This is a genomic window from Clostridioides sp. ZZV14-6154 (genome assembly GCF_020657785.1).
Classification (GTDB): Bacteria; Bacillota; Clostridia; order Peptostreptococcales; family Peptostreptococcaceae; genus Clostridioides.
In genome coordinates this window covers 177,791-203,825 of sequence record NZ_JAGWCY010000005.1, presented here as the reverse complement: position 1 = coordinate 203,825, position 26,035 = coordinate 177,791, and the positions used below count along the sequence as shown (strand labels likewise).

The 26,035-nt window shown below is 30.0% G+C and carries 22 protein-coding genes and 1 riboswitch; all 22 genes read left to right on the top strand.

Going from position 1 to position 26,035, the window contains the following annotated elements; genetic code table 11:
* The first annotated feature begins 1 nt into the window (after nucleotide 1).
* The 22 genes from KGF45_RS12760 (at nucleotide 2) to ortB (ending at nucleotide 25,999) form a co-directional block, all read left to right on the top strand.
* A complete protein-coding gene (locus KGF45_RS12760) occupies nucleotides 2-520 on the top strand; it encodes a GrdB-related putative oxidoreductase (protein ID WP_227827874.1) in 519 nt (172 codons plus the stop codon).
* 95 nt (nucleotides 521-615) lie between these two features.
* Nucleotides 616-1,575 (top strand): N(4)-(beta-N-acetylglucosaminyl)-L-asparaginase, encoded by a 960-nt coding sequence (locus tag KGF45_RS12755; RefSeq protein ID WP_227840007.1) that lies wholly within the window; start codon nucleotides 616-618, stop codon nucleotides 1,573-1,575.
* Between the two features lie 54 nt (nucleotides 1,576-1,629).
* Nucleotides 1,630-2,682, top strand: coding sequence for a Sapep family Mn(2+)-dependent dipeptidase (locus KGF45_RS12750; RefSeq protein WP_227840006.1), 1,053 nt, complete (start codon nucleotides 1,630-1,632; stop codon nucleotides 2,680-2,682).
* A 2-nt stretch (nucleotides 2,683-2,684) separates the two neighbouring features.
* Nucleotides 2,685-3,359: a copper homeostasis protein CutC gene (locus tag KGF45_RS12745; protein ID WP_227842678.1), complete on the top strand. Its 675-nt coding sequence runs from the start codon at nucleotides 2,685-2,687 to the stop codon at nucleotides 3,357-3,359.
* A 556-nt stretch (nucleotides 3,360-3,915) separates the two neighbouring features.
* Nucleotides 3,916-4,467, top strand: coding sequence for a ribosome hibernation-promoting factor, HPF/YfiA family (gene hpf / locus KGF45_RS12740; RefSeq protein ID WP_227827870.1), 552 nt, complete (start codon nucleotides 3,916-3,918; stop codon nucleotides 4,465-4,467).
* A 131-nt stretch (nucleotides 4,468-4,598) separates the two neighbouring features.
* Nucleotides 4,599-7,274, top strand: a complete 2,676-nt coding sequence (secA, locus tag KGF45_RS12735) for a preprotein translocase subunit SecA (RefSeq protein WP_227827869.1) — start codon at nucleotides 4,599-4,601, stop codon at nucleotides 7,272-7,274.
* A gap of 14 nt (nucleotides 7,275-7,288) precedes the next feature.
* Nucleotides 7,289-8,396, top strand: a protein-coding gene (gene prfB, locus KGF45_RS12730; RefSeq protein WP_227842677.1) for a peptide chain release factor 2 whose coding sequence is annotated in 2 segments (ribosomal slippage) — nucleotides 7,289-7,363 and nucleotides 7,365-8,396 — 1,107 coding nt in all. Because the reading frame shifts where the segments join, the coding sequence is not laid out codon by codon here.
* Between the two features lie 146 nt (nucleotides 8,397-8,542).
* Complete coding sequence (locus KGF45_RS12725) at nucleotides 8,543-10,684, top strand: Tex family protein (RefSeq protein ID WP_227842676.1); 2,142 nt, start codon at nucleotides 8,543-8,545, stop codon at nucleotides 10,682-10,684.
* 147 nt (nucleotides 10,685-10,831) lie between these two features.
* On the top strand, nucleotides 10,832-11,998 hold the full coding sequence (locus KGF45_RS12720; protein ID WP_227827866.1) for an amidohydrolase: 1,167 nt from the start codon (nucleotides 10,832-10,834) through the stop codon (nucleotides 11,996-11,998).
* Between the two features lie 59 nt (nucleotides 11,999-12,057).
* Nucleotides 12,058-12,175, top strand: a riboswitch (FMN riboswitch).
* 124 nt (nucleotides 12,176-12,299) lie between these two features.
* Nucleotides 12,300-12,905, top strand: a complete 606-nt coding sequence (locus KGF45_RS12715) for an ECF transporter S component (protein WP_227827865.1) — start codon at nucleotides 12,300-12,302, stop codon at nucleotides 12,903-12,905.
* Between the two features lie 336 nt (nucleotides 12,906-13,241).
* Nucleotides 13,242-14,282, top strand: coding sequence for a DUF4116 domain-containing protein (locus KGF45_RS12710; RefSeq protein WP_227827864.1), 1,041 nt, complete (start codon nucleotides 13,242-13,244; stop codon nucleotides 14,280-14,282).
* Nucleotides 14,283-14,469: 187 nt separating this feature from the next.
* On the top strand, nucleotides 14,470-14,922 hold the full coding sequence (tsaE, locus tag KGF45_RS12705) for a tRNA (adenosine(37)-N6)-threonylcarbamoyltransferase complex ATPase subunit type 1 TsaE (protein ID WP_227842675.1): 453 nt from the start codon (nucleotides 14,470-14,472) through the stop codon (nucleotides 14,920-14,922).
* Entirely contained in the window at nucleotides 14,922-15,638 is a 717-nt protein-coding gene (gene tsaB / locus KGF45_RS12700; protein WP_227827862.1) for a tRNA (adenosine(37)-N6)-threonylcarbamoyltransferase complex dimerization subunit type 1 TsaB, read from the top strand. The genes tsaE and tsaB overlap by 1 nt, the downstream gene beginning before the upstream one ends.
* Nucleotides 15,628-16,104, top strand: coding sequence for a ribosomal protein S18-alanine N-acetyltransferase (gene rimI, locus KGF45_RS12695; protein WP_227827861.1), 477 nt, complete (start codon nucleotides 15,628-15,630; stop codon nucleotides 16,102-16,104). The genes tsaB and rimI overlap by 11 nt, the downstream gene beginning before the upstream one ends.
* Before the next feature lie 5 nt (nucleotides 16,105-16,109).
* Nucleotides 16,110-17,126 (top strand): tRNA (adenosine(37)-N6)-threonylcarbamoyltransferase complex transferase subunit TsaD, encoded by a 1,017-nt coding sequence (gene tsaD / locus KGF45_RS12690; protein WP_227827860.1) that lies wholly within the window; start codon nucleotides 16,110-16,112, stop codon nucleotides 17,124-17,126.
* 273 nt (nucleotides 17,127-17,399) lie between these two features.
* Entirely contained in the window at nucleotides 17,400-20,108 is a 2,709-nt protein-coding gene (gene hpdB, locus KGF45_RS12685) for a 4-hydroxyphenylacetate decarboxylase large subunit (RefSeq protein ID WP_227827859.1), read from the top strand.
* 3 nt (nucleotides 20,109-20,111) lie between these two features.
* Nucleotides 20,112-20,369: a 4-hydroxyphenylacetate decarboxylase small subunit gene (hpdC, locus tag KGF45_RS12680; protein WP_227827858.1), complete on the top strand. Its 258-nt coding sequence runs from the start codon at nucleotides 20,112-20,114 to the stop codon at nucleotides 20,367-20,369.
* Nucleotides 20,362-21,312 (top strand): 4-hydroxyphenylacetate decarboxylase activase, encoded by a 951-nt coding sequence (gene hpdA / locus KGF45_RS12675; protein WP_227827857.1) that lies wholly within the window; start codon nucleotides 20,362-20,364, stop codon nucleotides 21,310-21,312. The genes hpdC and hpdA overlap by 8 nt, the downstream gene beginning before the upstream one ends.
* 264 nt (nucleotides 21,313-21,576) lie before the next feature.
* A complete protein-coding gene (locus KGF45_RS12670) occupies nucleotides 21,577-22,950 on the top strand; it encodes a sigma 54-interacting transcriptional regulator (protein ID WP_227827856.1) in 1,374 nt (457 codons plus the stop codon).
* Nucleotides 22,951-23,167: 217 nt separating this feature from the next.
* Nucleotides 23,168-24,235, top strand: coding sequence for a 2,4-diaminopentanoate dehydrogenase (gene ord, locus KGF45_RS12665; RefSeq protein WP_227827855.1), 1,068 nt, complete (start codon nucleotides 23,168-23,170; stop codon nucleotides 24,233-24,235).
* Between the two features lie 32 nt (nucleotides 24,236-24,267).
* Nucleotides 24,268-24,576, top strand: coding sequence for a 2-amino-4-oxopentanoate thiolase subunit OrtA (gene ortA / locus KGF45_RS12660; RefSeq protein WP_227827854.1), 309 nt, complete (start codon nucleotides 24,268-24,270; stop codon nucleotides 24,574-24,576).
* Complete coding sequence (gene ortB, locus KGF45_RS12655; RefSeq protein ID WP_227839989.1) at nucleotides 24,569-25,999, top strand: 2-amino-4-oxopentanoate thiolase subunit OrtB; 1,431 nt, start codon at nucleotides 24,569-24,571, stop codon at nucleotides 25,997-25,999. The genes ortA and ortB overlap by 8 nt, the downstream gene beginning before the upstream one ends.
* Nucleotides 26,000-26,035 lie beyond the last annotated feature (36 nt).

The following is a 26,035-nucleotide window of genomic DNA, read 5'->3' as shown; positions in this document are numbered from 1 at the left end:
TATGAAGAAAATAGTTATGATATTGGATCAAATACAAGCAGGTGCAGGTGGGAAAGAAAAAAGCAATATACCTCCTGCTGGAAAATCAAGCCCATTAGGTCCAGGTATAATGATGGAACCATTTTTAAAAGAATCTAAAGTGATAGCGACACTTTTTTGTGGGGATGAATTTTTTATAAACAATGAAGAAGAAGTAACAAATAAGATGATAGCTATGGTTAAAAAGTTAAATCCTGATGTAGTAATTTGCGGACCAAGTTTTAACTATGAAAATTTTTCTAAGATGTCAGCAATATTATCTAAAAGTATAAACAATAAAACGGATATACCAGCTTTTGCGGCTATGTCAGAAGAAAATACAGATATAATAAACGAATACAAAAATGATATATGTATAGTTAAGACACCTAAAAAAGGTGGAATTGGTCTTAACGATTCACTAAACAATATATGTAAATTAGCAAAATCAATAGCAAATAAAGAAGATATAACTTCAATGAGAGAAGAATTTTGTTATTAATTAATACTCCACCAATTGTCAAGTTTAAGTACCATACTATATTATGATTAAAGTATATGGATAGAGTTTATATAATTAAGGAGGGATTTTCTGATATGTGGGGAATGATAGCAACATGGAGAATGGCCATAGAAGGAATCACTGAAGCATCAGAACATTTAGAAAAAGGAATGGAAGCAGGAGATGCTGTAGAACTTGCTGTAAGAAAAGTTGAAGATTATCCATTCTATAAATCGGTTGGATATGGAGGACTTCCAAATGAAAACTGTGAAGTAGAACTTGATGCTGCATTTATGGATGGAAACACACTAGATATAGGAGCAGTTGCAGGTATAAGAGATTATTCTAATCCTGTCAGTATAGCTAGAAAACTAAGTTATGAGAAAGTGAATAATTTCTTAGTTGGAATAGGAGCTGAAGAGTATGCTCATAAAAATGGATTTGAAAGAAAAAATATGTTAACAGATAGAGCTAAGCTCCATTATAAGAAAAGGAAAAAAGAAACTTTAGATAAAGGATTAAGCCCATATGCTGGTCATGATACTGTTGGGATGATATCTTTAGATAAAAATGGAAAGATGTGTGCAGCAACCTCAACAAGTGGTCTATTTATGAAGAAAAGAGGTAGAATAGGAGATTCTGCACTATCTGGTTCGGGGTTCTTCGTTGATAGTAGCATAGGAGGGGCTACAGCTACTGGTCTTGGAGAAGATTTGATGAAAGGATGTATATCATATGAGATAGTTAGACTTATGAAAGAAGGAAAACATCCACAAGAGGCATGTGATATAGCAGTAAATGAGTTAGATGAACAGCTTATCAAAAGACGAGGAAAAGCTGGAGATTTATCATTAGTTGCTATGAATAATAAAGGAGAGTGGGGAGTAGCTACAAATATAGCTGACTTTACATTCTCAGTAGCTACTAAAGCAGAAACTCCTACAGTGTATATATCAAATAGAATAGATGGTAAAACTATACATAAGGTTGTTTCAAACGAGTGGATGGAAGCATATGAAGCTAGAATAAAGGCACCAATAGAAGTGAGTGAATAAAGTTTGTATTTATACAGTAAAGTAGAGTTCTTTAATATTTAAAAGGAGATTTTTATGAATATCATAAACAATAAAGTAGATGAGATAAAAGAAGATTTATTAAGTGATATTGTAGATATTGTAAAAATACCTAGCGTTGAAGGGGAGCCAGAAAATGGCTTCCCTTTTGGCGAAAAGGTAGGAAAAGCACTTAATAAAGCACTAGAAATTTCAAGAAAATTAGGATTTAAAGTTAGAAACTTAGACAATTATATTGGTTATGCAGAATATGGAGATAGTAAAGATTATATCTGTGTAATTGGCCATGTAGATGTAGTACATGAAGGTGAAAATTGGATATATCAACCTTATGGAGGAGATATATATAATGGAAGAATCTATGGTAGAGGGGTATTAGATAATAAAGGTCCTATAATGTGTGCTTTATATGGACTATATGTTATTAAAGAATTAAGTTTAAAGTTAGATAAAAAAGTTAGGATAATTTTTGGTACAAATGAAGAAAGTGGATTTAAAGATATACCATATTATTTAAAAAAAGAAAAACCTCCTATAATGGGGTTCACACCAGATTGCAAATATCCTGTTGTATATGGTGAAAAAGGTATGGCGAAAATTATAATCAAAAATAACTGTAACTATAAGGAAGATATATTTTTAAGCTTTATAGAAAATATGTCTGAAAAAGTGATTGTTACAAATCAAGAGTTACATAAAGAGAATAGTTACATAATGCTGGAGATAAAAGTAAAATATGACTTTAGTTATAAACTAGAAGATGTACTACATGAAATAAAATCTAATTTTCCTAATGGTACAGAGATAGAAGTAATTTGTAATTTTAATCCTGTATATTTTGATAAGGATAGTAAGCTTGTTAAAAAACTTCAAATAGCTTATGAAAGAGTAACATCATTAGATGGTACTCCAGTAACAACTAATGGAGGTACATATGCAAAAGTAATGCCAAATATAGTTCCATTTGGACCTTCGTTTCCAGGACAAAAAGGAATAGCACATAATCACGACGAATATATGGATATAGATGATATAATTTTAAATGCAAAGATATTTGCAAATGCAATATATGAATTAGCAAAGGAGTAGTTATGTTAGAGATAATAGGAATGACAGTAGAAGACGCTAAGATTATAGAAGATTGTGGCGCAGATAGAATAGAATTAGTTAGTGCTTTAACTGAAGGAGGACTGACACCAAGCTTTGGCCTTATAGAAAGTGTTGTTAACAGTGTAAAGATACCTGTGAATGTAATGATAAGACCTCATGCCAAAAGTTTTGTGTATAGTAAAGAGGATATAAACATAATGTTAAAAGATATAAATACAGTCAAAGAGATTGGAGCTAATGGAGTTGTATTTGGAATGCTAGATAAGAATGATAATATAGACGAAGAAAATTTAGATTTTTTGTTGCAATACTGCGATAATCTTGATGTTACATTTCATAGAGCAATAGATGAATCAAATACAATAGAAAGTGTTAATATTCTAAAGAATTATGACAGAATTACAAATATACTAACATCAGGGGGCAAGGGAAATATAAAAGATAATATAAAAATTATAAAAGATATGATGCTTAACTCTAATAATATAAAAATTCTTTTAGGTGGAGGTCTTAATTTTAATAATATAGTTGAAATAAAGGGAGTAACTAAGGCAAGTAATTTTCATTTTGGTACAGCTGTTAGAATAGATAAGAGTCCATTTGAAGATATAGACAGACAAAAGCTTAAACAATTAGTAGATATAATTTCGAAATAATATAAACATATATGATTTATACAACTTATTAGATTAAATAAAGAGTGTTAGTCAATTGTAGTTTGGGTATATGAATATTGATTAAGAAATTATTGTTATGATGCTTTACTACTTTTAGGTAATCTTGAAGCTAAACTAAATAGTGAAAGAAAAAATGAAATATGGAGGTCTTAGAAGGTGGATAACTATGAAAAATTTATAAAAGTTAAGTGGCATAGAATACATATAATTTCCTAAAATTACCACTTTATGACATGAATTCACATATTAATAAACAATTATTGGAGATATTTGTGGATAGAAAGGGCAATAAAAATAGCTTTAAATACACAGGAACAAGAGTTATTAACAGTTTTATCCACATTATCCACAGGGTATTGTTATAATATTAATCCACATAAGCGTTAAGGTGATTAAAAATGAAAAATAATTCTATCAATTGAATAGAAAAAATCACAAAAGTTAATAATAAAAGAAGGATTATGAGAGTTCGTGTAGAATATATTATTAAAGTATAAATTTTCTTATACTGGCATAATTGAAGGGAGATGTACTTATGAACATAATTATATCTGGAAAACAAATCGAATTGACTGATGCAATAAAAAATAAAATCGAAAGCAAATTAAGTAAGTTAGATAATTACATTCATCCAGACACTGATGTAAAGGTTACAGTAAGTGCTAGAAAAACAAGACAAAAAATAGAAGTAACAATAGCTACTGTAAATGGTCCTATAATTAGAGCAGAAGATATGCAGGAAAATTTATACACAGCTATAGATGTTGTATATGATAAATTAAGTAGACAATTAAAAAAATATAAAAAGAGACTACAAGATAAGCATCAAGACAATAAGAGTATAAGATTCCAAGATGCAGAGATAAATCTAGCAGATGAACAAGAAGATTACGAAGATGAAAATCAAGATATAGTAATTCAAAGACGTAAGAAGTTTAGTGTTAAGCCAATGAGCGAAGAAGAAGCTGTATTACAAATGGAATTAGTAGGACATGATTTCTATATGTTCAAGAATATAGATTCAGATGAAATAGCCGTAGTTTATAAACGTCATAATGGCGGATATGGTATAATAGAACATGAATAAAGCAATTTAGATTTAATCATATTAGCTATCGATAAATTATTTATCGATAGCTTTTTAAATTAATATTAAAAGTATAGTTTTTATGGTAAAATGAATAATAGTACAATAAAGAACGAGGAGAGATGTAAAATATGAGCTTTATGGATAGTTTATTCAACATGGCAGATAAAAAAGAATTGAAAAAGTTCAGTAAGACTGTTGATATAATAGATTCATTAGAACCTAAATTTGAATCTATGGCAGACTCGGAACTTAAAAATATGACAAATACATTTAAAGAAAGATTAGAAAATGGAGAAAGTATAGATGATATACTTCCAGAAGCATTTGCAGTAGTCAGAGAGACTTCTAAAAGAGTATTAGGTCTTAGACACTACAGAGTTCAAATGATTGGAGGTATAGTATTACATCAAGGAAGAATAGCTGAGATGAAAACAGGTGAAGGTAAAACTTTGGTTGCAACTGCTCCTGTTTATTTGAATGCTCTTACTGGAAAAGGTGTACATGTTGTAACAGTAAATGACTACCTTGCAAAACGTGATAGAGACCAAATGGCAAAAGTTTATGAGTTTTTAGGAATGAGTGTAGGTGTTATTGTACATGGTCAAAATCCAAAAGTTAGAAAAGAACAATATGATTGTGATATAACTTATGGTACAAATAATGAATACGGATTTGACTACTTAAAAGACAATATGGTAATACACAAAGAGCAAAGAGTTCAAAGAGGATTAAATTATGCGATAGTGGATGAGGTCGACTCTATACTTATAGATGAAGCTAGAACACCACTTATTATATCTGGTCCTGGAGATAAATCAACTCACTTATATTCAGATGCAAATACATTTGTGTTAACTTTAAAACCAGATGACTATGAATTAGAAGAAAAAGATAAGGCTGTATCTCTAACAGCATCAGGTATACAAAAAGCAGAGGTATATTTTAATGTTGATAATATAACAGATATATCTCATACAGAGTTATACCACCATATAAATCAGGCTCTAAGAGCACATGTAATAATGAAAAAAGATGTTGATTATGTTGCTAAAGATGGAGAAATAGTAATAGTTGATGAGTTTACTGGTAGACTTATGTTTGGTAGAAGATATTCAGAAGGCTTACATCAAGCAATAGAAGCAAAAGAAGGTCTTAAAATACAGAGAGAATCTAAAACACTAGCTACTGTAACATTCCAAAATTACTTTAGAATGTATAAAAAACTTTCAGGTATGACTGGTACAGCAAAAACAGAAGAAGAAGAGTTTAAAGCAATATATAAAATGGATGTTTTTCAAGTGCCTACTAATAAGCTTATGGTAAGAGAAGATTTACCAGATTGTGTATATAAAAGTGAGATAGGTAAATTTAACGCTGTAGCTGAAGAAATAATTGAAAGACACAAAGTTAATCAACCAATACTTGTAGGTACAGTTTCGATAGAAAAGTCAGAACTACTATCACAAATATTAAAGAAAAAAGGTATTAAACATGAAGTGTTAAACGCTAAACACCATGATAAAGAAGCAGAAATAATAGCACAAGCAGGTAGACTTGGAGCTGTTACAATAGCTACTAACATGGCTGGTCGTGGTACTGATATAGTTTTAGGTGGGAATCCAGATTTCTTAACTAAGAGAGAAATGAGAAGAAATGGATTTAAAGAAGATGTAGTAAATAGAGTTGATACTCCAATAGAAGGAATACCTGTGGCAGGAAATGAAATTTTATTTGAAGCTAGAGCAGAGTACGAAAGATTATATAAACAATTTAAGCAACAAACAGAAGAAGAACAAAAACAAGTGATAGAAGCAGGTGGACTTGCTATAATTGGTACAGAAAGACATGAATCTCGAAGAATAGATAACCAGTTAAGAGGTCGTGCTGGTCGTCAAGGTGACCCAGGTAGCTCAAGATTTTATATAGGGCTTGATGATGACCTTATGAGATTGTTTGGAAGTGATAGAATATCTGGAATCGTAAATAAAATAGGTCTTGAAGAAGACATGCCTATAGAACATAGAATATTATCTAAATCTATTGAAGGTGCACAAAAGAAAGTCGAAGGTAAAAACTTTGGAATAAGAAAACATGTACTTCAATATGATGATGTTATGAATAAGCAAAGAGAAATAATATATGCAGAGAGAAAACGTGTATTAGAAGGTGAAGATTTACAAGAGCAAGTACAGTCAATGACTCATTCTATAATAGAAGAATCAGTGACTCTTTATACAAAAGATAAAGGATTTGATGAAGACGGATTTAAGGAACATATGTATAATCTGTTTTTACCAAAAGGTAGTATAGAAATCCCAGAGATAGAAAAGCTTAATCCAGTTGAAATAACAGAAAAAGTTTATGAAATAGCTATGAAGATATATACTGCAAAAGAAGAACAAATAGGTTATGAAAGAATGAGAGAAGTTGAGAGAGTTATCTTACTTCAAGCTGTTGATAATCATTGGATAGACCATATAGATGCAATGGATCAATTACGTCAAGGTATAGGGCTTCGTGCTGTAGGTCAACAAGACCCAGTTATTGCTTATAAAATGGAAGGTTTTGATATGTTTGATGAGATGAATAAACATATCAAAGAAGATACTGTAAGATATTTATTTAATATAACAATAGAGGCTCCAGTGGAAAGAAAAGCAGTTGTAGATGTTGAAAATCTAACTTCTCCATCAGATGGAACTCTTCCAACAAGTAAAACTATTAAAAAAGATGAAAAGGTTGGAAGAAATGATTTATGTCCTTGTGGAAGTGGCAAGAAATATAAAAACTGTTGTGGAAGATAGTCTTGGAGGATTAAATGTTAAGGATACAAGAGTATAGACATAGTGTGGAGCAAATAGCTTCAAATTTAGAAGAATTGAGGGTTTCTCTTTGACGTAGCTTCATTGATGGAAAAGATAAAAATTAATGAAGAGAAGATAAACAAACAAGATTTTTGGAATGATAATGAAGTAGCACAAAAAGTACTTCAAGAAAATAAAGCTTTAAAAGAAACTCTAGATGAATATGAAAGTCTAAACAGCTTATTAGAAGATGTAGAAGTATTAATTGAAATAGGTCTAGAAGAAGAGGATGATTCTGTTGAAAAGGATATAGAAAAGTCTATAGAATCAATAGAAGAAAAATTATCTGAGATGAAAATAAAAACTCTTCTAAATGGTGAGTATGATAAAAATAATGCTATATTATCTATAAATGCTGGAACTGGAGGTCTAGACGCTCAAGATTGGGCTCAGATGCTTCTAAGAATGTATATAAGATGGGCAGAAGGTAAGTGTTATAGAGTTAAGCTTTTAGATATAATATCAGACCCTGAAGCGGGAATAAAGACAGCTACAATTCTTGTAGAGGGAACCAACACTTATGGATATTTAAAAAGTGAAAAAGGGGTTCATAGATTGGTAAGAATATCTCCATTTGACCCATCAGGAAAGAGACATACTTCATTTGCTTCTATAGATGTAACACCAGAGTTAGATGAAAATATAGAAGTGGAAATTAATCCATCAGATTTAAAGATAGACACATATAGAGCGTCTGGTGCTGGAGGACAGCATGTAAATACAACTGACTCAGCCGTTAGAATAACACATATTCCTACTGGTGTAGTGGTTCAGTGTCAAAATGAAAGGTCTCAACATTTAAATAAAGATAGAGCTATGAGACTTTTGATGGCAAAATTGATAGAGTTAAAAGAATTAGAGCAAAAGGAAAAAATAGAAGATATACAAGGCAAATACTCACAAATAACGTGGGGTAGCCAAATTAGGTCATATGTTTTCCAACCATATAAGTTAGTCAAAGACCATAGGACAAATGCTGAGTTTGGAAATGTAGATAGTGTGATGAATGGAAATATAGACTTGTTTATCAATGAATACTTAAAAATGAATAAGACAGTTTAATAAATAATGCACAGTAATTAAGATAGATATATAAGAAGGTTAGTGCTTACTATGCACTTTACAGCACTTAGGCTGAGGACTACAACCCTCAGCCTTCGTTCTGTTTGTTATACTTATGAAAAAACTAACATTAGGAGTGAAAAAAATTGGATATAAATCAAATCTTAAAAAATGAATTTAATCTCAGAGACGAACAAATAAATAATACACTAAAGCTTATTGATGAAGGAAATACAATACCCTTTATAGCTAGATACAGAAAAGAAATGACTGGTGAGATGAGTGATGTCACATTAAGAGAATTCTATGAAAAATTGATGTATCTAAGAAACCTTCAAAGTAGAAAAGATGATGTAGTTAGGTTAATAGATGAACAAGGAAAATTAACAGATGAGATAACACAAAATATAGAAAAAGCAAAAACACTACAAGAAGTAGAAGATATATATGCGCCATATAAACAAAAGAAAAGGACTAGAGCAACAATAGCAAAAGAAAAAGGTCTAGAAAATCTAGCAGTATCAATACTAGAGAGGAATCTAGATAATATAGATTTAGAGGCAAAGAGTTATATAAATGAAGAAAAAGAAGTAATTTCTGTTGAGGATGCCCTAAAAGGCGCAAGAGATATAATTGCAGAAACAGTTTCAGATGATGCTAAGATTAGAAAATACATAAGAGAGCTTGCTTTAAGAGAAGGAATGATAGTTAGTAAAAGTTCTACTGATGAGAAATCAGTTTATGATATGTATTATGATTATAGTGAAGCAGTAAAAAGTATGGCTCCACATAGAGTTTTAGCAATAAATAGAGGAGAAAAAGAGAATTTTTTAAAAGTTAAATTAGAAATAAATAATGATAAAGTTTTAAATTATATAGTAAATGAATATGTAAATGATAAAAACTTTAAGAATAAAGATGAAATTGTAAATTCAATAGAAGATTCGTATAAAAGATTAATTTTCCCATCTATAGAAAGAGAAATAAGAAATCATCTGACAGAAATAGCTCAAGAAAGAGCTATAAGTGTATTTGGAAAAAATGTTAAAAGTTTATTACTTCAACCACCAGTTAAAGATAAAGTAGTTATGGGATTTGACCCTGCATTTAGAACTGGTTGCAAAATAGCAGTTGTAGATAAAAATGGTAAATTATTGGACTATACAACAGTATATCCAACAGACCCTCAAAATAATGTAGAAGGGGCAAAGAAGACTTTAAAAGAATTAATTGAGAAATATAATATAGAAATAATTTCAATAGGAAATGGGACAGCATCAAGAGAATCAGAAACATTTGTATCAGAAATGATAAAGGAGATAGATAGAGAAGTTCAATATGTTATAGTCAGTGAGGCTGGTGCATCAGTTTATTCAGCATCTGAACTTGCAAATGAAGAACATCCAGATATAAATGTATCAATAAGAGGAGCTATATCTATAGCGAGAAGACTACAAGACCCATTAGCAGAACTTGTAAAAATAGACCCTAAGAGTATAGGTGTAGGTCAATATCAACATGACTTAAACAAGAAGAGATTAGAAGAAGTATTAAATGGAGTTGTTGAGGATTCTGTAAATAGTGTTGGAGTAGATTTAAATACTGCATCATATTCTCTCTTAGAGCATATTGCAGGAATAAGTAAGGTTATCGCAAAAAATATAATAGCATATAGAGAAGAAAATGGAGACTTTACATCAAGAGTCCAATTGAAAAAAGTAAAAAGACTTGGACCTCAAGCATTTACTCAATGTGCTGGATTTATGAGAATTTTAGATGGAAAAAATCCTCTAGATAATACAGGTGTACATCCTGAAAGTTATGATATATGCAAAAAAATGATTGAAATAATAGGATATTCTTTGGATGATGTAAAAAATAAAAATATAGAAGAAATAGATGAAAAAGTTAAGGAAATTGGTTTGAGAGAATTAAGTGAAAAATTGGAAGTAGGTCAAGTTACTTTAAGAGATATAATAGCTGAAATCAAAAAACCAGGAAGAGACCCAAGAGAAGAAGGTATAAAGCCTATACTTAGAACTGATGTCTTAAAAATTGAAGATATACAAGAAGGAATGTCTTTAAAAGGTACTATAAGAAATGTTGTAGATTTTGGAGCATTTGTAGACATTGGAATAAAAAATGATGGATTAGTTCATAAATCAGAAATGAGTAATAGCTTTGTAAAAGACCCTATGAGTATTGTTACAGTAGGTGATATAGTAGATGTAAAAGTAATTGGAATTGACTTAAATAAAAAAAGAGTAGCATTGTCAATGAAAAAATAGGCTAATTTATGTTTAGTTATGCTACTTACATGTAACAATTATAAATGTAAGTAGCATAATAAAAAATTTAAGAAATTATGAAATGAGATTGTAAAAAAATAATATTTAAAATAATTAGTATAGTATTGAAAATCAGGAGGAAAATGAATGGTTTTTGTAAAAAATGGTAACATAAATACCATAACAAATGGAATAATTCAGGGAGATATACTTATAGACCAAGGAAAAATAATAGAAATAGGAAAAGATTTAATAGCACCTTTAGATGTAGAGGTGATAGATGCAAGTGGTAAATTTGTGTTTCCAGGGTTTATAGATGCCCATACTCATTTAGGATTATGGGAAGATGGTATAGGATTTGAAGGAGCAGATGGAAATGAAGAAACTGACCCAATAACACCACAATTAAATCCTATAGATGGGATTAATCCAATGGACAGAACATTTAAAGAAGCTTTTGAAGGTGGTATAACTTCTGTATGTACAACTCCTGGAAGTGCGAATGTTATGGGAGGTCAATGTATAGCTATAAAGACATATGGAAAAAGAATTGATAAAATGGTAATAAAAAATCCAGTAGCATCTAAAATAGCCTTTGGAGAAAATCCAAAAAGTTGTTATGGTCAAGATGATAAATCTCCACAAACTAGAATGGCAATAGCTTCATTACTTAGAGAAAATCTTAAAAAAGCAGAAGAATATTTAGAGGAAGTCGACCTGTATGAAAGTCATGATGATGAAGACTGTGAAAAACCTGAATATGATATAAAAATGGAAAGTTTGATACCTGTTTTAAGAGGAGAAATTCCTTTTAAAGCACATGCCCATAGAGCTGATGATATGTTCACAGCTATAAGGATTGCAAAAGAGTTTAATTTAAAGCTTACATTAGACCATTGTACAGAAGGTCATCTTATAGTGGATGAGCTATTGGAAGAAGGATTTCCTGTAATAGTAGGACCATCATTATCAGAAAGGTCTAAATTTGAACTTAGAAATTTAACGTTTAATACAGCTGGAATACTTTCAAATGCAGGGCTTGATGTGTGTATAATGACAGACCATCCAGTAATACCAGTTCAATATCTTCCAATATGTGCAGGGATAGCAGTTAAGCATGGTATGAAAAAAGAAAAAGCAATAGAATCCATTACAATAAATCCAGCTAAGACTCTAGGGATTGAAGATAGAGTAGGTTCTATAGAAGTTGGGAAAGATGCAGATATAGTAATTTGGGATAATTCTCCACTAGAGATTCAAAGTAAGGTGCTTTACACGATAATAAATGGTAAAGTAGTGTACGAAAAAAAATAACTTGACAATTATTAAAAAATTAACTAATATAAGAGTGTAAGGAAAATTAAAAAATCAAAGAAGATCTTCGGGGCAGGGTGAGATTCCCTACCGGCGGTATAGCCCGCGAACTACTTAGGTGGTTGATTTGGTGAAATTCCAAAGCCGACAGTAAAGTCTGGATGAGAGAAGATATTTATGGAATATAAATAAGTTTATTTTAGTTTGTTTAGACTATATCCATAAAAACTCGAAGATAGGGTCTTCGAGTTTTTTGTTTTTCCTAAAAAATATAAATATATTTATTAGGAGGATAATAATTATGCAAAGTACAGCAAAAAGAGGTAATATGATTTCAACAAGAACTTTAGTAGTAATGTCAATTTTATCAGCAATATCTTATTTACTAATGTTTATTCAAGCACCAATACCAGGTATATTTCCAGATTTCTTAAAAATTGACTTATCAGATATTCCAGCAATATTTGGTGGTATGTCTTTAGGGCCAGTGGTTGGGTTTGGAATAGTTGTAGTAAAAAATGTACTACAAGCAATTACAGCAACAACAACTGGAGGGATAGGAGAATTTGCAAATATATTAATTGGTGGTTCTTATGTAATGATACTTTGTTATTCATATAAGAGAAGTAAAGATTTAAAAGGTGTATTAATTGGTTTTGTATTAGGAACAATAGCAATGACTATAATTGGTTCATTAGTGAATTATTTTGTAATGTTACCACTTTATGGTCAAATGATGGGACTAGATGCTATAATAGGCTTAGGTTCAGCTCTAAATCCTAAAATTCACGACCTATTTACTTTTGTAATTTGGATGATAGCTCCATTTAATGTACTAAAAGCTGTGATAATATCTTTAGTAACATTACCACTTTATAAAAAAATGGGAAATGTAATAAAAAAATAATCAGACAAGAAAATATAAAATTTTAAAATTAAATATATTGGAAAGCCATAATTTATTTATAACTTCAGTCTCATGTTGTGATTGATGTATTAAATACATTATGGCTTTATTAATTTATCAAAAAATGTATTTAAAATAAGAAATATTTAGACAGATTTAATTTTTAAAATAAAGGAAGAATTAAAACGATTAACTATTAAAATACTAAAAAGGTATCTACAATATGCAGAGCGAATTCATAATAAACAAAAAATAAAGTTATTATTAAGAATAAATAATGTTTTGAACTGTAATTCTTAATAATAGCTAATTTAATAATGATAGGAGAGTAGATTTATGAAAGTATGTAAAAAAATGAAAAAAGTATTTTTAGACGATAAAGGGTATTATTTTAATAGTGATTGGGAAAATATTCATATAGGCATTGATAGTGAAATGTTAGGAGATTCTTTAAAGCATATTACGAATGAATATATTGAAAATATGGAAAGAGTGAAGTATGATTATCATGAATTAGAAAATATAAATAACCAAACAGATGGTATGTGTATTTTAGCGGTAAGGCAGAATTATAAAGCTTTGAAGTATGTAAAAGAGCAAACAGAAGAATTATGTTTAGAAGCTATAAGGTACAATTATAGAGCACTTGAATATGTAAAAGAACAAACTGAGTATATATGTCTTGAAGCAATAAAAAAGGATTGCAATGCACTTAAGTATGTAAGAAATCAAACAGAAGAACTTATTATAAAAGCAATAAGATGTTCTTCTAATATAGATGTTGTAAGTATATTAAAAGCTTTAGAGGTTCAAACAAGAAAAATATGTTTAGAATCAATTAAAAAAGATGGCAGGTGTCTTGCATATGTTAGAGAACAAAGTGAAGAATTATGTATAGAAGCAATAAAACGAAACTATAAAGCACTTCAATATGTACAAAACCAAACAGAAAAAATGTGTATAGAAGCTGTAAGTCAAAATGGTATGGCATTACAATATGTAAACCAGCAAACAGAAAAAATATGTTTAGAAGCAGTTAAACAAGATGGAAGGAGCCTACAATTTGTTAATAATAAGACAGAAGAAACATGTATAAGAGCTATAAGATATTTGGATAAAAAGTACAATATTAAAGATGTACTAAATTACATAGATAACTATACAGAAGAGATATGTACAGAGATTGTAAGACAAAATGGAAAGATGCTTATGTATATAAAAAATCAAACAGAAAAAATGTGCATTGAAGCAGTAAAAGAAAATTATAAATCTCTCAAGTACGTAAAAGAGCAATCAGAGGAAATATGTAAAGAAGCTCTAAAACAAAATTGTAAGGCAAAAGAATATGTAAAGATTGCTATTGATGATTATATATAAGTTTTGATTAAAAAATAGCTACGCACACTCATGACTTTAGCCATGGGAGGTTCAGAGAATCATCAATATTGAAAGATAAACAAAAAAGATAAATAGAAGTACTTTATAATAGTTGGGGCTTATACTATAATTAATTAAGCAGTGATATAAATTCACACGACGATTATATCAAGATGGAGATGAATTAATGGCAAAAATATATTTAGAAAATGAAAGTAAAACTAGAGAAATAGGACATAAATTAGGTGAATTATTAAAAGAAGGTAGTGTAATTTGTTTAGTGGGGGATTTAGGAGCTGGAAAGACCACAATGACACAAAGTTTAGCAGACTCATTAGGAATAAATGATTATATAACAAGTCCAACTTTTACTATAATAAACGAATATGAAGGAAAAATACCTTTGTATCATTTTGATGTTTATAGAATTGGTAGTAGTGATGAAATGTATGATATTGGATATGATGAATATATAAATTCAAATGGAATCTGTATAATTGAATGGGGTAATTTAATAGAAGATATACTTCCAAAAGAATATTTAAACATAGAATTAAGATACAAAGATGAAGGAAGAGAAATGATATTAACTCCAAAAGGAGATTATTATAAAGGTATAGTTGAGGAGTTGATTAAATAATGAAGATATTAGGTATAGATACATCTTCTATGGCAGCAAGTGTAGCAGTTGTCGAAGATGATAATTTAATCTGTGAGTTTACAGTAAATAACAAAAAAACTCATTCACAAAAGCTTATGCCAATGATAGAAAATATGTTGGATATGAGTGATTTAAACATAAAAGAGATGGATTTGTTAGCTATATGTATAGGGCCTGGTTCATTTACAGGTCTTAGAATAGGTATGGCTACAGTAAAAGCTATAGCCCATGTAAATAATCTACCAATAATAGCAGTAAATTCTTTAGAATCTTTAGCTGGTAATATGAATTTATGCGAAAGAAAAATATGCTCTATATTAGATGCACAAAAAAATCAGGTTTATTCAGCTAAATATAAGTTTGAAGATGGAGAGTTAATAGAGTTAGATAGTGTTGATGTTGTAGAGTTTGAAACTTTACTAAAAGAGATTAAATCAAGTGATGAAGAATTTATAATAGTTGGAGAAGCTGTTTATAAATATAAGGATGAGCTAGAAAACATAAAAAATATAAAGATACCTTCACCAGCTCATAATGTATCTAAAGCAGGAAGCTTATGTTCTGTAGCATTAAATAAATATAGTAAAAATATAGATGTACATACTTGTTATACAATAAACCCTATGTATATCAGAAAATCTCAGGCTGAAGTACAATATGACGAAAAAATGAAGAGGATAAATAATGAAAGATAATACAAAACAAATAGTAGATGATGTAAAAATAGAAGAAATGACTATTAAAGATATAGATGAAGTTTTTGAAGTAGAAAAAAATTGTTTTGAAGATTATTGGTCAAAAGAATCTTTTAGAAAAGAGTTATCTAATGAAGTTGCAAAGTATATAGTAGCAAAACTAGATGGAAAAGTAGTTGGATATGTTGGAATTTGGCTTATAATTGATGAAGGGCATATAAATAATGTAGCTGTTCATAGTGACTATAGAGGCAGAAAAATAGGAGATAAGTTAATAAAAAGATTAGTTGATTTATGTAAAGATAATAATATTGCGTCTATGACATTAGAAGTTAGAGCATCAAATAAAATAGCACAAAATCTATATAGAAAATATGGATTTAAAATGGGTGGAATCAGAAAAGAATACTACAGTGATAATAAAGAAGATGCAATTATAATGTGGAACCAATTAAAAGAGGTGTAGAGTTTATGGGTGATATAATAACATTAGCTATAGAGAGTAGCTGTGATGAGACAGCTGCATCAGTTTTAAAAAATGGTAGAGAAGTACTTTCAAACATAATCTCTACTCAAATAGAAACACATAAAAAGTTTGGCGGTGTAGTACCAGAGGTGGCTTCAAGAAAACATGTGGAAAATATTGATATAGTTGTTCAAGAAGCTTTAGACAAGGCAAATATAGGATTTAATGATATAGACCACATTGCAGTTACATATGGTCCAGGGCTAGTAGGGGCTTTATTAGTTGGATTATCCTATGCTAAAGCACTTGCATATACATTGGATATTCCTCTTGTAGGAGTAAATCATATTGAGGGACATCTAAGTGCAAACTATATAGAACATAAAGATTTAAAACCTCCTTTTATAACATTAATAGTATCGGGAGGTCATACTCATTTAGTAGAAGTTAAAGATTATGGTAAATATGAAATTTTAGGAAAGACGAGAGATGATGCGTCTGGAGAAGCCTTCGATAAGATTTCAAGAGCTATGAATTTGGGTTACCCAGGAGGTCCTATTATTGATAATTTAGCTAAAAAGGGAAATAAGCATGCTATAGAATTTCCAAGAGCTTATTTAGAAGAGGATAGCTATGACTTTAGTTTTAGTGGTCTAAAATCTTCTGTATTGAATTATTTAAATGTAAAAAGGATGAAAAATGAAGAAATAGTAGTTGAAGATGTTGCTGCATCTTTTCAAGAAGCTGTAGTTGAAGTTTTAGCTACTAAAGCATTAAAGGCAACAAAAGATAAAGGTTATGATGTTATAACTCTTTCTGGTGGAGTTGCTTCTAACTCTGGTCTTAGAGCTAAAATAACAGAACTTGCAAAAGAAAGTGGAATTATAGTTAAATATCCTCCTTTAATTTTATGTACAGATAATGCTGCTATGATAGGTTGTGCAGGATATTATAATTTCATAAACAATAAAACACATGATATGAGTCTGAATGCAGTTCCAAATCTTAAGATAAACCAGTAATATAAACTAGGTTTAAAAATATATTGAGTAAGTATTTTTATAAAATTAAATATGTTGTCTATTAAAGCTTAAAACAAGACCATGGAGAATCTTTATATTCTAATAAATCAGGAGGTTTTTTAGATATTTAGATATAAGGTAAATTTATGGTCTAAATTGTTTTAAGTTTTATTTTTTTGTAGAAAGATTATTTTAGAAAGTGGGTAATAGACTCTTTTTTTTCATTCTTAAAAAGTTTTATACTAAGTGTAGAAAGTTTAAGGAGGGGAAGAAATGAGTCAAAGTAAAGAAGATAAAATAAGAAGTATTTTAGAAGCAAAAAATATTAAAGCAAATTTTCAAAATCAAGAAAATTTAGATGAACTTAGTGAAAAAAAAGCAAGTAAAAGAGCAGATGATTTATTGAATGTATATTACAATACATTGTCTACAGCTGATATGGAATTTCCATATTGGTACAATAGAGAATATAGAAAATCAGATGGTGATATAGCAGTAGTTAGAAGAGCTAAAGCTCTTAAAGCTGCTTTTTCTCATATGACACCAAATATAATACCTGGTGAGAAGATAGTAATGCAAAAAACACGCCATTATAGAGGCTCTTTCCCAATGCCTTGGGTAAGTGAAAGTTTCTTTGTTGCTCAGGGAGAACAAATGAAAGAAGAAGCAAAGAAGTTAGCTAGCAATACAGCAGATGAGCTTACAAAATTTGGTTCTGGTGGAGGAAATGTAACTGAAAGTTTTGGAAATGTTGTTTCAATAGCTGGTAAATTTGGAATGAGAAAAGAAGAAGTTCCTGTTCTTGTAAAAATGGCAAAAGAATGGGTTGGAAAATCAGTTGAAGATTTAGGATTTCACTATGAAAAGATGATGCCAGATTATGATTTAAAAGAAAATTTAATGAGTACACTTATATGCATGTTTGATTCAGGATATACACTTCCTCAAGGTAGAGAAGTTATAAACTATTTTTATCCTTTAAATTATGGATTAGATGGAATTATAGAAATGGCAAAAGAATGTAAAAAAGCAGTCGCAGGAAATGCATCTGGAGATGGTCTTATCGGAATGGATCGTCTATATTTTTATGAAGCTGTTATTCAAGTTATTGAAGGGTTACAAGCTTGGATTTTAAACTATGCAAAACATGCAAAATATTTAGAGAGTATAGAAACAGATTTAGAAGCAAAAAAAGAATATTCAGATTTAGTAGAGATATTAGAACATATTGCACATAAACAACCTCGTACATTTAGAGAAGCTCTTCAATTGACTTATACAATCCATATAGCATCAGTAAACGAAGATGCGATATCTGGTATGTCTATAGGTCGCTTTGGTCAAATTTTATATCCTTGGTATGAACAGGATATGGAAAAAGGACTAATTACAAAAGAAGAAGTTATTGAATTATTAGAACTTTACAGAATAAAAATCACTTGTATTGACTGTTTTGCTTCAGCAGGTGTAAATGGAGGAGTATTATCAGGAAATACATTTAATACTTTATCTATAGGTGGTTTAAGAGAAGATGGTTCTACAGGAGCTAATGAATTAGAAGAATTATTATTAGAGGCAAGTATGAGATGTAGAACTCCTCAACCTAGCTTGACTATGTTATATGATGAAAAACTTCCAGAAGATTTTTTAATGAAAGCTGTTGAATGTACAAAACTTGGTTCTGGTTATCCAGCATGGGTAAACAATTCAAATGGGACAACATTTATGATGAAGCAATTTGCCGATGAAGGAATGACTGTTGAAGAAGCTAGAGCATTTGCATTAGGTGGATGTCTTGAAACATCTCCAGGATGCTGGAAACAACTGACTTTAAATGGAAAGACATATTCTATTGCAGGTGGAGCAGGACAATCTGCTGGTTCTGGAGTTCACTTTATTGCTAATCCCAAAATCTTAGAGCTTGTTCTTATGAATGGTAAAGACCATCGTATGAATATACAAGTATTTGAACCTCATAATAAGCCATTAGATACTTATGAAGAAGTTGTAGAAGTATTTAAAGACTATTATAAACAAGCGATAAATGTTCTTGAGAGAGCAAATAATATTGAGTTAGATATATGGAGAAAGTTTGATACTTCTATAATAAATTCTCTATTAAAACCAGACTGTTTAGATAAAGGTCAACATATAGGAAATATGGGCTATCGTTATAATGCAACATTAAATGTAGAAACTTGTGGAACTGTTACTATGGTTAATTCATTTGCTGCACTTAAAAAACTTGTATATGATGACAAAACTTTTACAGTTGAAGAAATGAAGGATGCTGTATTAAATAATTTTGGATTTAAAGACGCATTAGAAGTTGGTAATTATTCTATGGCAGACCAAGTAAAAGTAGATAAGACTGGCAAATATGATGCTATTTATAAGGCCTGTCTTGATGCACCTAAATATGGAAACAATGATTTGTATGCAGATACGATTCTTAAAAATTATGAAATATGGTTAGCAAAAGTGTGTGAAGAAGCACAATCTTTATATGCTAAAAAAATGTATCCTTGTCAAATTTCTGTATCTACACATGGGCCACAAGGAGCTGCCACTTTAGCTACTCCAGATGGTAGATTAAGTGGAACAACATATTCAGATGGTTCAGTTTCTGCATATGCAGGAACAGATAAAAATGGTGTGTATGCATTATTTGAATCTGCAACTATTTGGGACCAAGCAGTAGTTCAAAATTCTCAAATGAATTTAAAACTTCACCCAACAACTATTAGAGGACAACAAGGAACAAAAAAACTGTTAGATTTAACAAGAAGTTATTTAAGAAAAGGTGGATTCCATATTCAATACAATGTTGTGGACTCAGAAACTTTGAAAGATGCACAAAAAAATCCTGACAATTATCGTCAACTAATGGTACGTGTTGCTGGATTTACTCAATATTGGTGTGAGTTAGGTAAACCAATACAAGATGAAGTAATTGCTAGAACAGAGTATGAAGGGGTGTAAAATATGAGAAAACATAGTGATTGTATGAATTTTTGCGCAGTAGATGCCACTAAAGGGATTTGTAGATTATCAAAACAAATGATTAATCTAGATGATGAAGCATGTTCAGAAATAAAAGTAATGCCAAAATGTAAAAATTGTAAAAATTTTGTTGACGCTAATGATGAAGGTATAGGTAAATGTGTTGGGTTAGAAAATAAAGATTGGGTATACTCAACATTAAACGCAATTACTTGTGAAGGGCATGTGTTTAATGAATAGTCAAAGCCAATTAGAAGGAATGATTTTTGATATACAAAGCTTTTCAGTTCATGATGGGCCAGGTTGTAGAACAACTGTATTTTTAAATGGATGTCCACTTAGTTGTAAGTGGTGTGCAAATCCTGAAAGTTGGACTGTTAGACCACATATGATGTTTAGTGAGTTGTCTTGTCAATATGAAAATGGATGTACTGTATGTCATGGTAAATGTAAAAATGGTGCATTGAGTTTTGACCTTGACAATAAGCCCGTCATAGATTGGGATATATGTAAGAATTGTGAGAGTTTTGAATGTGTCAACTCATGTTATTATAATGCGTTTAAATTATGTGCAAAACCCTATACTGTAGATGAACTTGTAAAGGTGATTAAGCGTGATTCTAACAACTGGAGAAGTAATGGAGGAGTAACATTTAGTGGAGGAGAGCCACTACTTCAACATGAATTTTTACATGAAGTGCTATTAAAATGTCATGAAACAAATGTGCACACTGCTATTGAAACGAGTGCATGTGTTTCAAATGAAATTTTTAATAATATATTTAAGGATATAGACTTTGCGTTTATTGATATAAAGCATATGGATAGAGAAAAACACAAAGAACAAACAGGTGTGTATAATGATTTAATATTAGAAAACATATCAAATCTTGTAAACTCTGACTGGGGTGGAAGATTAGTACTTAGAGTACCAGTTATTTCAGGGTTTAATGATAGTATGGAAAATATAAATGATATTATATCTTTTATGCATAAAAATAATTTAGTAGAAATTAACCTATTACCATTTCATAGACTAGGAGAATCAAAGTGGATTCAATTAGGTAAAGAATATGAGTATTCTGATAAAGGAGATGTTGATGAAGAACATCTTGAAGAATTACAGGACATATTTTTAGATAATGGCATAGCCTGTTATGTTGGACATGAGACTGCTTTTTAGAAATAAATATCATAAAAATTAAATATTAGTTTGCAGAAGGGAGTTATCGCATGAGTAAATTAAATTTATTCTGTGATAGCTTCTTTTTGCTATTCATACTCTACTATATAGTTCATCCAGCGTTAATTAAAAATATAATGGACATAAAAAATATCATAAATATGTGATAAGATAAATATATAGAAATATTTTACTTATTTTGGGGTTGTTATATATTTAGGTACTGGGGTGATATAGTTGAACCAAGAAATATTTTTTAAAGTAATGAATGAAATATTGGAAAATATTGATGAAGGGGTACATTTTGTTAATAAAGAAGGGAAAACTATAATCTACAATGATTCTGTACAAAAAATGGAAAAAATGAATAGACATGATATTTTAACTAATTCATTTTTTGATATAGTCAGCAAAATGAAAATAAATAGAAGTACACTAGTAGAAGTTTTGGAAAAAAGGGAAATTATTAAAGACAATATTCAAAAATATCTAGATAAAAATGGAAAAGAAATAACAGCAATAAATACTACGATACCAATTGATATTAAAGGAGAATTTGTAGGGGCACTTGAAATATCAAAGAATATGACAACTATAGAAAATTTATTAAACAGAAGCTATAAAAAAAATTTAGTTAATAAAGTTAATAATAAACAAAAAAATGGCTATGAATTTGATGATATTTTAGGTGAAAGTGATTTGATTAAAGAGGCAATAGCAAAATCTAAGAAAGCTTGTAAGTCTGATGCCTCAGTATTTATATATGGTGAAACTGGGACAGGCAAAGAGTTATTTAGCCAGTCCATTCACTATGGAAGTAATAGAAAAAATTATCCGTTTATAGCACAAAATTGTGCAGCTTTACCAGAATCATTATTCGAAGGAATACTATTTGGAACTGCTAAGGGAGGATTTACAGGTGCAATAGACAGGCCAGGTTTATTTGAACAAGCTAACAAAGGAACATTATTATTAGATGAAATAAATTCCATGCCTATTATGTTACAGGCTAAATTACTAAGGGTTTTGCAAGAAGGTTATGTAAGAAGAGTTGGAGGGACCAAAGATATACCTGTTGATGTAAGAATTATTGCAACAACAAATGAAAGTCCAAGAGTTATTTTAAATGAGAATAAAATTAGAAAAGATTTATATTATAGGCTTAACATAATACATATAAAAATTCCTCCTCTTAGAGATAGAAAAGAGGATATATCTGTATTATGCAAAAAATTTATTTCAAAGTATAATAAAAAGTTAAATAAAAAAGTAGTAGGTATTTCAGATGAAGCTATCAGAATTTTAAAAAATTATGACTGGCAAGGTAACATAAGAGAACTGGAAAACATAATTTATTGTACTATGAGTATGATGGAAGACGAGATACAAATAGAAACAAGCATGATTAATCTAAATGACTATTACAATCTAAAAGAGAATAAAGAGGTTAACAATTATTCTTTAAATGATTTAGAGAATAAGACACTTAATAATATTATTGGTGAGATAGAAGAGAAGTATATATATGAATCATTAGAAAAGACCTCATATAATATAACTAAGGCTGCATCAATTTTAGGTATGAACAGGCAAAATTTACAGTATAAAATGAAAAAATATAATATCAAAATATTATAAAGGAGCAAAATAAAGGAGCAAAATTATTATGAAAGAGCAAAATTTTTTGCTCTTTTTTTATTTCTCAGAAAAAATATTATTTTTTATTTATGAAAATATATAACAAGATAATTATAGTTTCAACGTTCTCATAAATATTTAACTTCGTTTTGAAGTTGGCACGATTTATGCTTTAACTAATAATTAAGAATATATAAATTTTTAGGAGGGTGTATATATGAGAAAAGTAAGAGTTGGTATATGGGGATTTGGAGCTATGGGGATAGGAATGGCTAATATGATTTTAAAAAAAGAAGGTATAGAAATAGTATCTGTTTGCAGTAGAAGTACTTCAGGTAAAAGTATGTATGATGTCCTAGGAATTGAAAGAGGAGAAAGAGAAGAAGTTATTATCAATGGAAATTATGAAGAAGTTTTTAAAGAAAAAAGTGCAGATGTTGTTTTATTAGCAACTGATTCATTTACCAAAAAGGCTTTTGATAAAATAATGTTCTTATTAAATAGAAAAATAAATGTTATATCAACAGCAGAACAAATGGCATATCCACAAGCTGATGATGCAGATTTGGCTAAGCAAATGGATGAAGTTGCAAAAGAGAATGGAGTAAGTATTCTTGGAACAGGAATAAATCCAGGGTTTGTATTAGATTTACTAGTATTAGCACTTTCAGGTACTTGTGAAGAAGTTAATAGTATAAAAGCTAAGAGGGTAAATGATTTATCACCATTTGGAAAATCTGTTATGGTAGAACAAGGTGTTGGAGTAACAAAAGAAGAGTTCATAAAAGGTGTAGAAAATAATACTATAGCAGGTCATGTAGGATTTGTAGAATCAATAAATATGATAGCTGATGGATTAGGATGGAAACTAGATAAGATAGAACAAACAAAAGAACCAATAATGACTACAGTAGATAGAAAATCTAAGTACGGTGAGGCATTAGCTGGAAATGTTGCTGGTTGTAGACAATGTGGATATGGATATGTAAATGGAGACGTTTTAATTGAAATGGAGCATCCACAACAGATAATACCTGAAGCAGAAGGCATTAAAACAGGAGACTATGTATCAATAAAAGGGATACCAAACATTGATTTACAAATAAATCCTGAAATACCTGGAGGGGTAGGTACTTACGCAATGATAGTAAACTCTATTCCATTAATAATAAATGCTAGACCAGGTCTTAAAACTATGTTGGATATACCAGTACCTAGAGCAATAATGGGAGATATAAGAAATCAGATAGAAGTTGAATTAGAAGAAGAATCAAAAGCAAATTAATAAAATAACATAGTTAATAAGGGGATGAAAAAATGGATGCTAAAATTAATGATTGGGTTATTATACACAATATAGTGTTAACTCCAGAAGAAAGAGCTCCACAAGTTCCAGAGGATACTAAGAAAGTATCCTTAGAAATGTGGGTTAAAGGATTTATACAAAAAGATGCTTTTATAGGCGATTTAGTAGAAGTTAAAACAATTACAGGTAGACTTGTAAAAGGTAATTTACTTAAAGTAAATCCATACTATACTCATGATTATGGTAAATGTATACCAGAGTTACTCCAAATAGGAATACAGGCGAAAGAAATATTATTTGGAGGTGTATGTAATGAATAATGCAGCATCAATGAAAGATATGAGCTATCAAGCTGTTATGGGAAGAAACAATGAAATAATGAAAAATGCAATTGGACTGGATTACTCATCTTTTGAACAAGAAGGAATAGGATTTGATTATGAAAAAATGATGGGTGAAACAGGATATACATTACAAGATATTGAAGCAATTCAATCACAATATGCTGTTGGAAATACTCCTATAATAGAACTTAAAAATTTGACTAAGCTAGCTAGAAAATGCGCTCCAGAAGGTAAAGGTGCTAGAATATTTGTAAAAGATGAAGCAATGAATGCATCTGGTAGCTTTAAAGCGAGAAGAGCAGCTACTGCAGTATATCATGCCAAAAAAATGGGATATAAAGGTGTAATAGCAGCCACTAGTGGTAACTATGGGGCAGCTGTAGCATCTCAAGCAGCAATGCAGGGGTTAAAATGTATAATAGTCCAAGAATGCTATGATTCTAATGGTGTAGGTCAACCTGAAATTATAGAGAAAGCAAGAAAATGTGAAGCCTATGGAGCAGAAGTTGTTCAATTAACTGTTGGGCCAGAATTATTTTATACATTCTTAGTTTTATTAGAAGAAACAGGCTATTTTAATGCATCATTATATTCACCATTTGGCATTGCAGGTGTAGAAACTTTAGGGTATGAGTTAGCTATTCAATTTAGAGAAAAATATAAAAAAGACCCAGATATAGTTGTTTGTACAAATGCAGGTGGAGGTAATCTTACTGGAACTGCAAGGGGTCTAATAAAAGCTGGTTCCCTTAATACTAAAGTAGTAGGAGCAAGTGTTGATTTGAAAGGATTACACATGGCTAGTGATAATCAATTTAATAAAAAATCATTTACAACAGGACATACAGGTTTTGGTATACCATTCTGTACATGGCCTGATAGGTCAGATGTACCTAGATCTGCAGCTAGGCCACTTAGATATATGGACAGATATGTGTTAGTAAAACAAGGAGAAGTTTTCTATACAACTGAATTATTAGCACAGTTGGAAGGGATAGAGAGAGGTCCTGCTGGTAATACATCTTTAGCAGCAGCATTTTCTTTAGCACAAGAATTAGATGAAGATAAAGTTATAGTAGTACAAGAGACAGAGTATACAGGTGCAGGTAAACACATATGTCCACAACTTACTTTTGCAAGAGAAAATGGAATAGATATAAAATTTGGGAATCCAGAAGAAGAAATTGCAGGAGTAAACTTAATATTACCAGAAAGACCAGAATTATTAAAATGTGTTGATATTGATATGAATAAAATAAGAAAATCATTTATAAAAAATTGTATTTCTCACAACGATATTCATGATGTTGATAGTATAAGTAATCAAGATATAGAATTTTTAATGGAAGAAGTAAAAAGTTCAAGAGATTTTGTTATTGATACGTTAAATAATTTATAATAGTTACTGTTTTTTAATTTAACATGAAATAAATAG

Coding starts and splice junctions, on each gene's coding strand:
- KGF45_RS12760 (WP_227827874.1), top strand. CDS start 2: ATGAAGAAAATAGTTATGATATTGGATCAAATACAAGCAGGTGCAGGT.
- KGF45_RS12755 (WP_227840007.1), top strand. CDS start 616: ATGTGGGGAATGATAGCAACATGGAGAATGGCCATAGAAGGAATCACT.
- KGF45_RS12750 (WP_227840006.1), top strand. CDS start 1,630: ATGAATATCATAAACAATAAAGTAGATGAGATAAAAGAAGATTTATTA.
- KGF45_RS12745 (WP_227842678.1), top strand. CDS start 2,685: ATGTTAGAGATAATAGGAATGACAGTAGAAGACGCTAAGATTATAGAA.
- hpf (WP_227827870.1), top strand. CDS start 3,916: ATGAACATAATTATATCTGGAAAACAAATCGAATTGACTGATGCAATA.
- secA (WP_227827869.1), top strand. CDS start 4,599: ATGAGCTTTATGGATAGTTTATTCAACATGGCAGATAAAAAAGAATTG.
- KGF45_RS12720 (WP_227827866.1), top strand. CDS start 10,832: ATGGTTTTTGTAAAAAATGGTAACATAAATACCATAACAAATGGAATA.
- KGF45_RS12715 (WP_227827865.1), top strand. CDS start 12,300: ATGCAAAGTACAGCAAAAAGAGGTAATATGATTTCAACAAGAACTTTA.
- KGF45_RS12710 (WP_227827864.1), top strand. CDS start 13,242: ATGAAAGTATGTAAAAAAATGAAAAAAGTATTTTTAGACGATAAAGGG.
- tsaE (WP_227842675.1), top strand. CDS start 14,470: ATGGCAAAAATATATTTAGAAAATGAAAGTAAAACTAGAGAAATAGGA.
- tsaB (WP_227827862.1), top strand. CDS start 14,922: ATGAAGATATTAGGTATAGATACATCTTCTATGGCAGCAAGTGTAGCA.
- rimI (WP_227827861.1), top strand. CDS start 15,628: ATGAAAGATAATACAAAACAAATAGTAGATGATGTAAAAATAGAAGAA.
- tsaD (WP_227827860.1), top strand. CDS start 16,110: ATGGGTGATATAATAACATTAGCTATAGAGAGTAGCTGTGATGAGACA.
- hpdB (WP_227827859.1), top strand. CDS start 17,400: ATGAGTCAAAGTAAAGAAGATAAAATAAGAAGTATTTTAGAAGCAAAA.
- hpdC (WP_227827858.1), top strand. CDS start 20,112: ATGAGAAAACATAGTGATTGTATGAATTTTTGCGCAGTAGATGCCACT.
- hpdA (WP_227827857.1), top strand. CDS start 20,362: ATGAATAGTCAAAGCCAATTAGAAGGAATGATTTTTGATATACAAAGC.
- KGF45_RS12670 (WP_227827856.1), top strand. CDS start 21,577: ATGAATGAAATATTGGAAAATATTGATGAAGGGGTACATTTTGTTAAT.
- ord (WP_227827855.1), top strand. CDS start 23,168: ATGAGAAAAGTAAGAGTTGGTATATGGGGATTTGGAGCTATGGGGATA.
- ortA (WP_227827854.1), top strand. CDS start 24,268: ATGGATGCTAAAATTAATGATTGGGTTATTATACACAATATAGTGTTA.
- ortB (WP_227839989.1), top strand. CDS start 24,569: ATGAATAATGCAGCATCAATGAAAGATATGAGCTATCAAGCTGTTATG.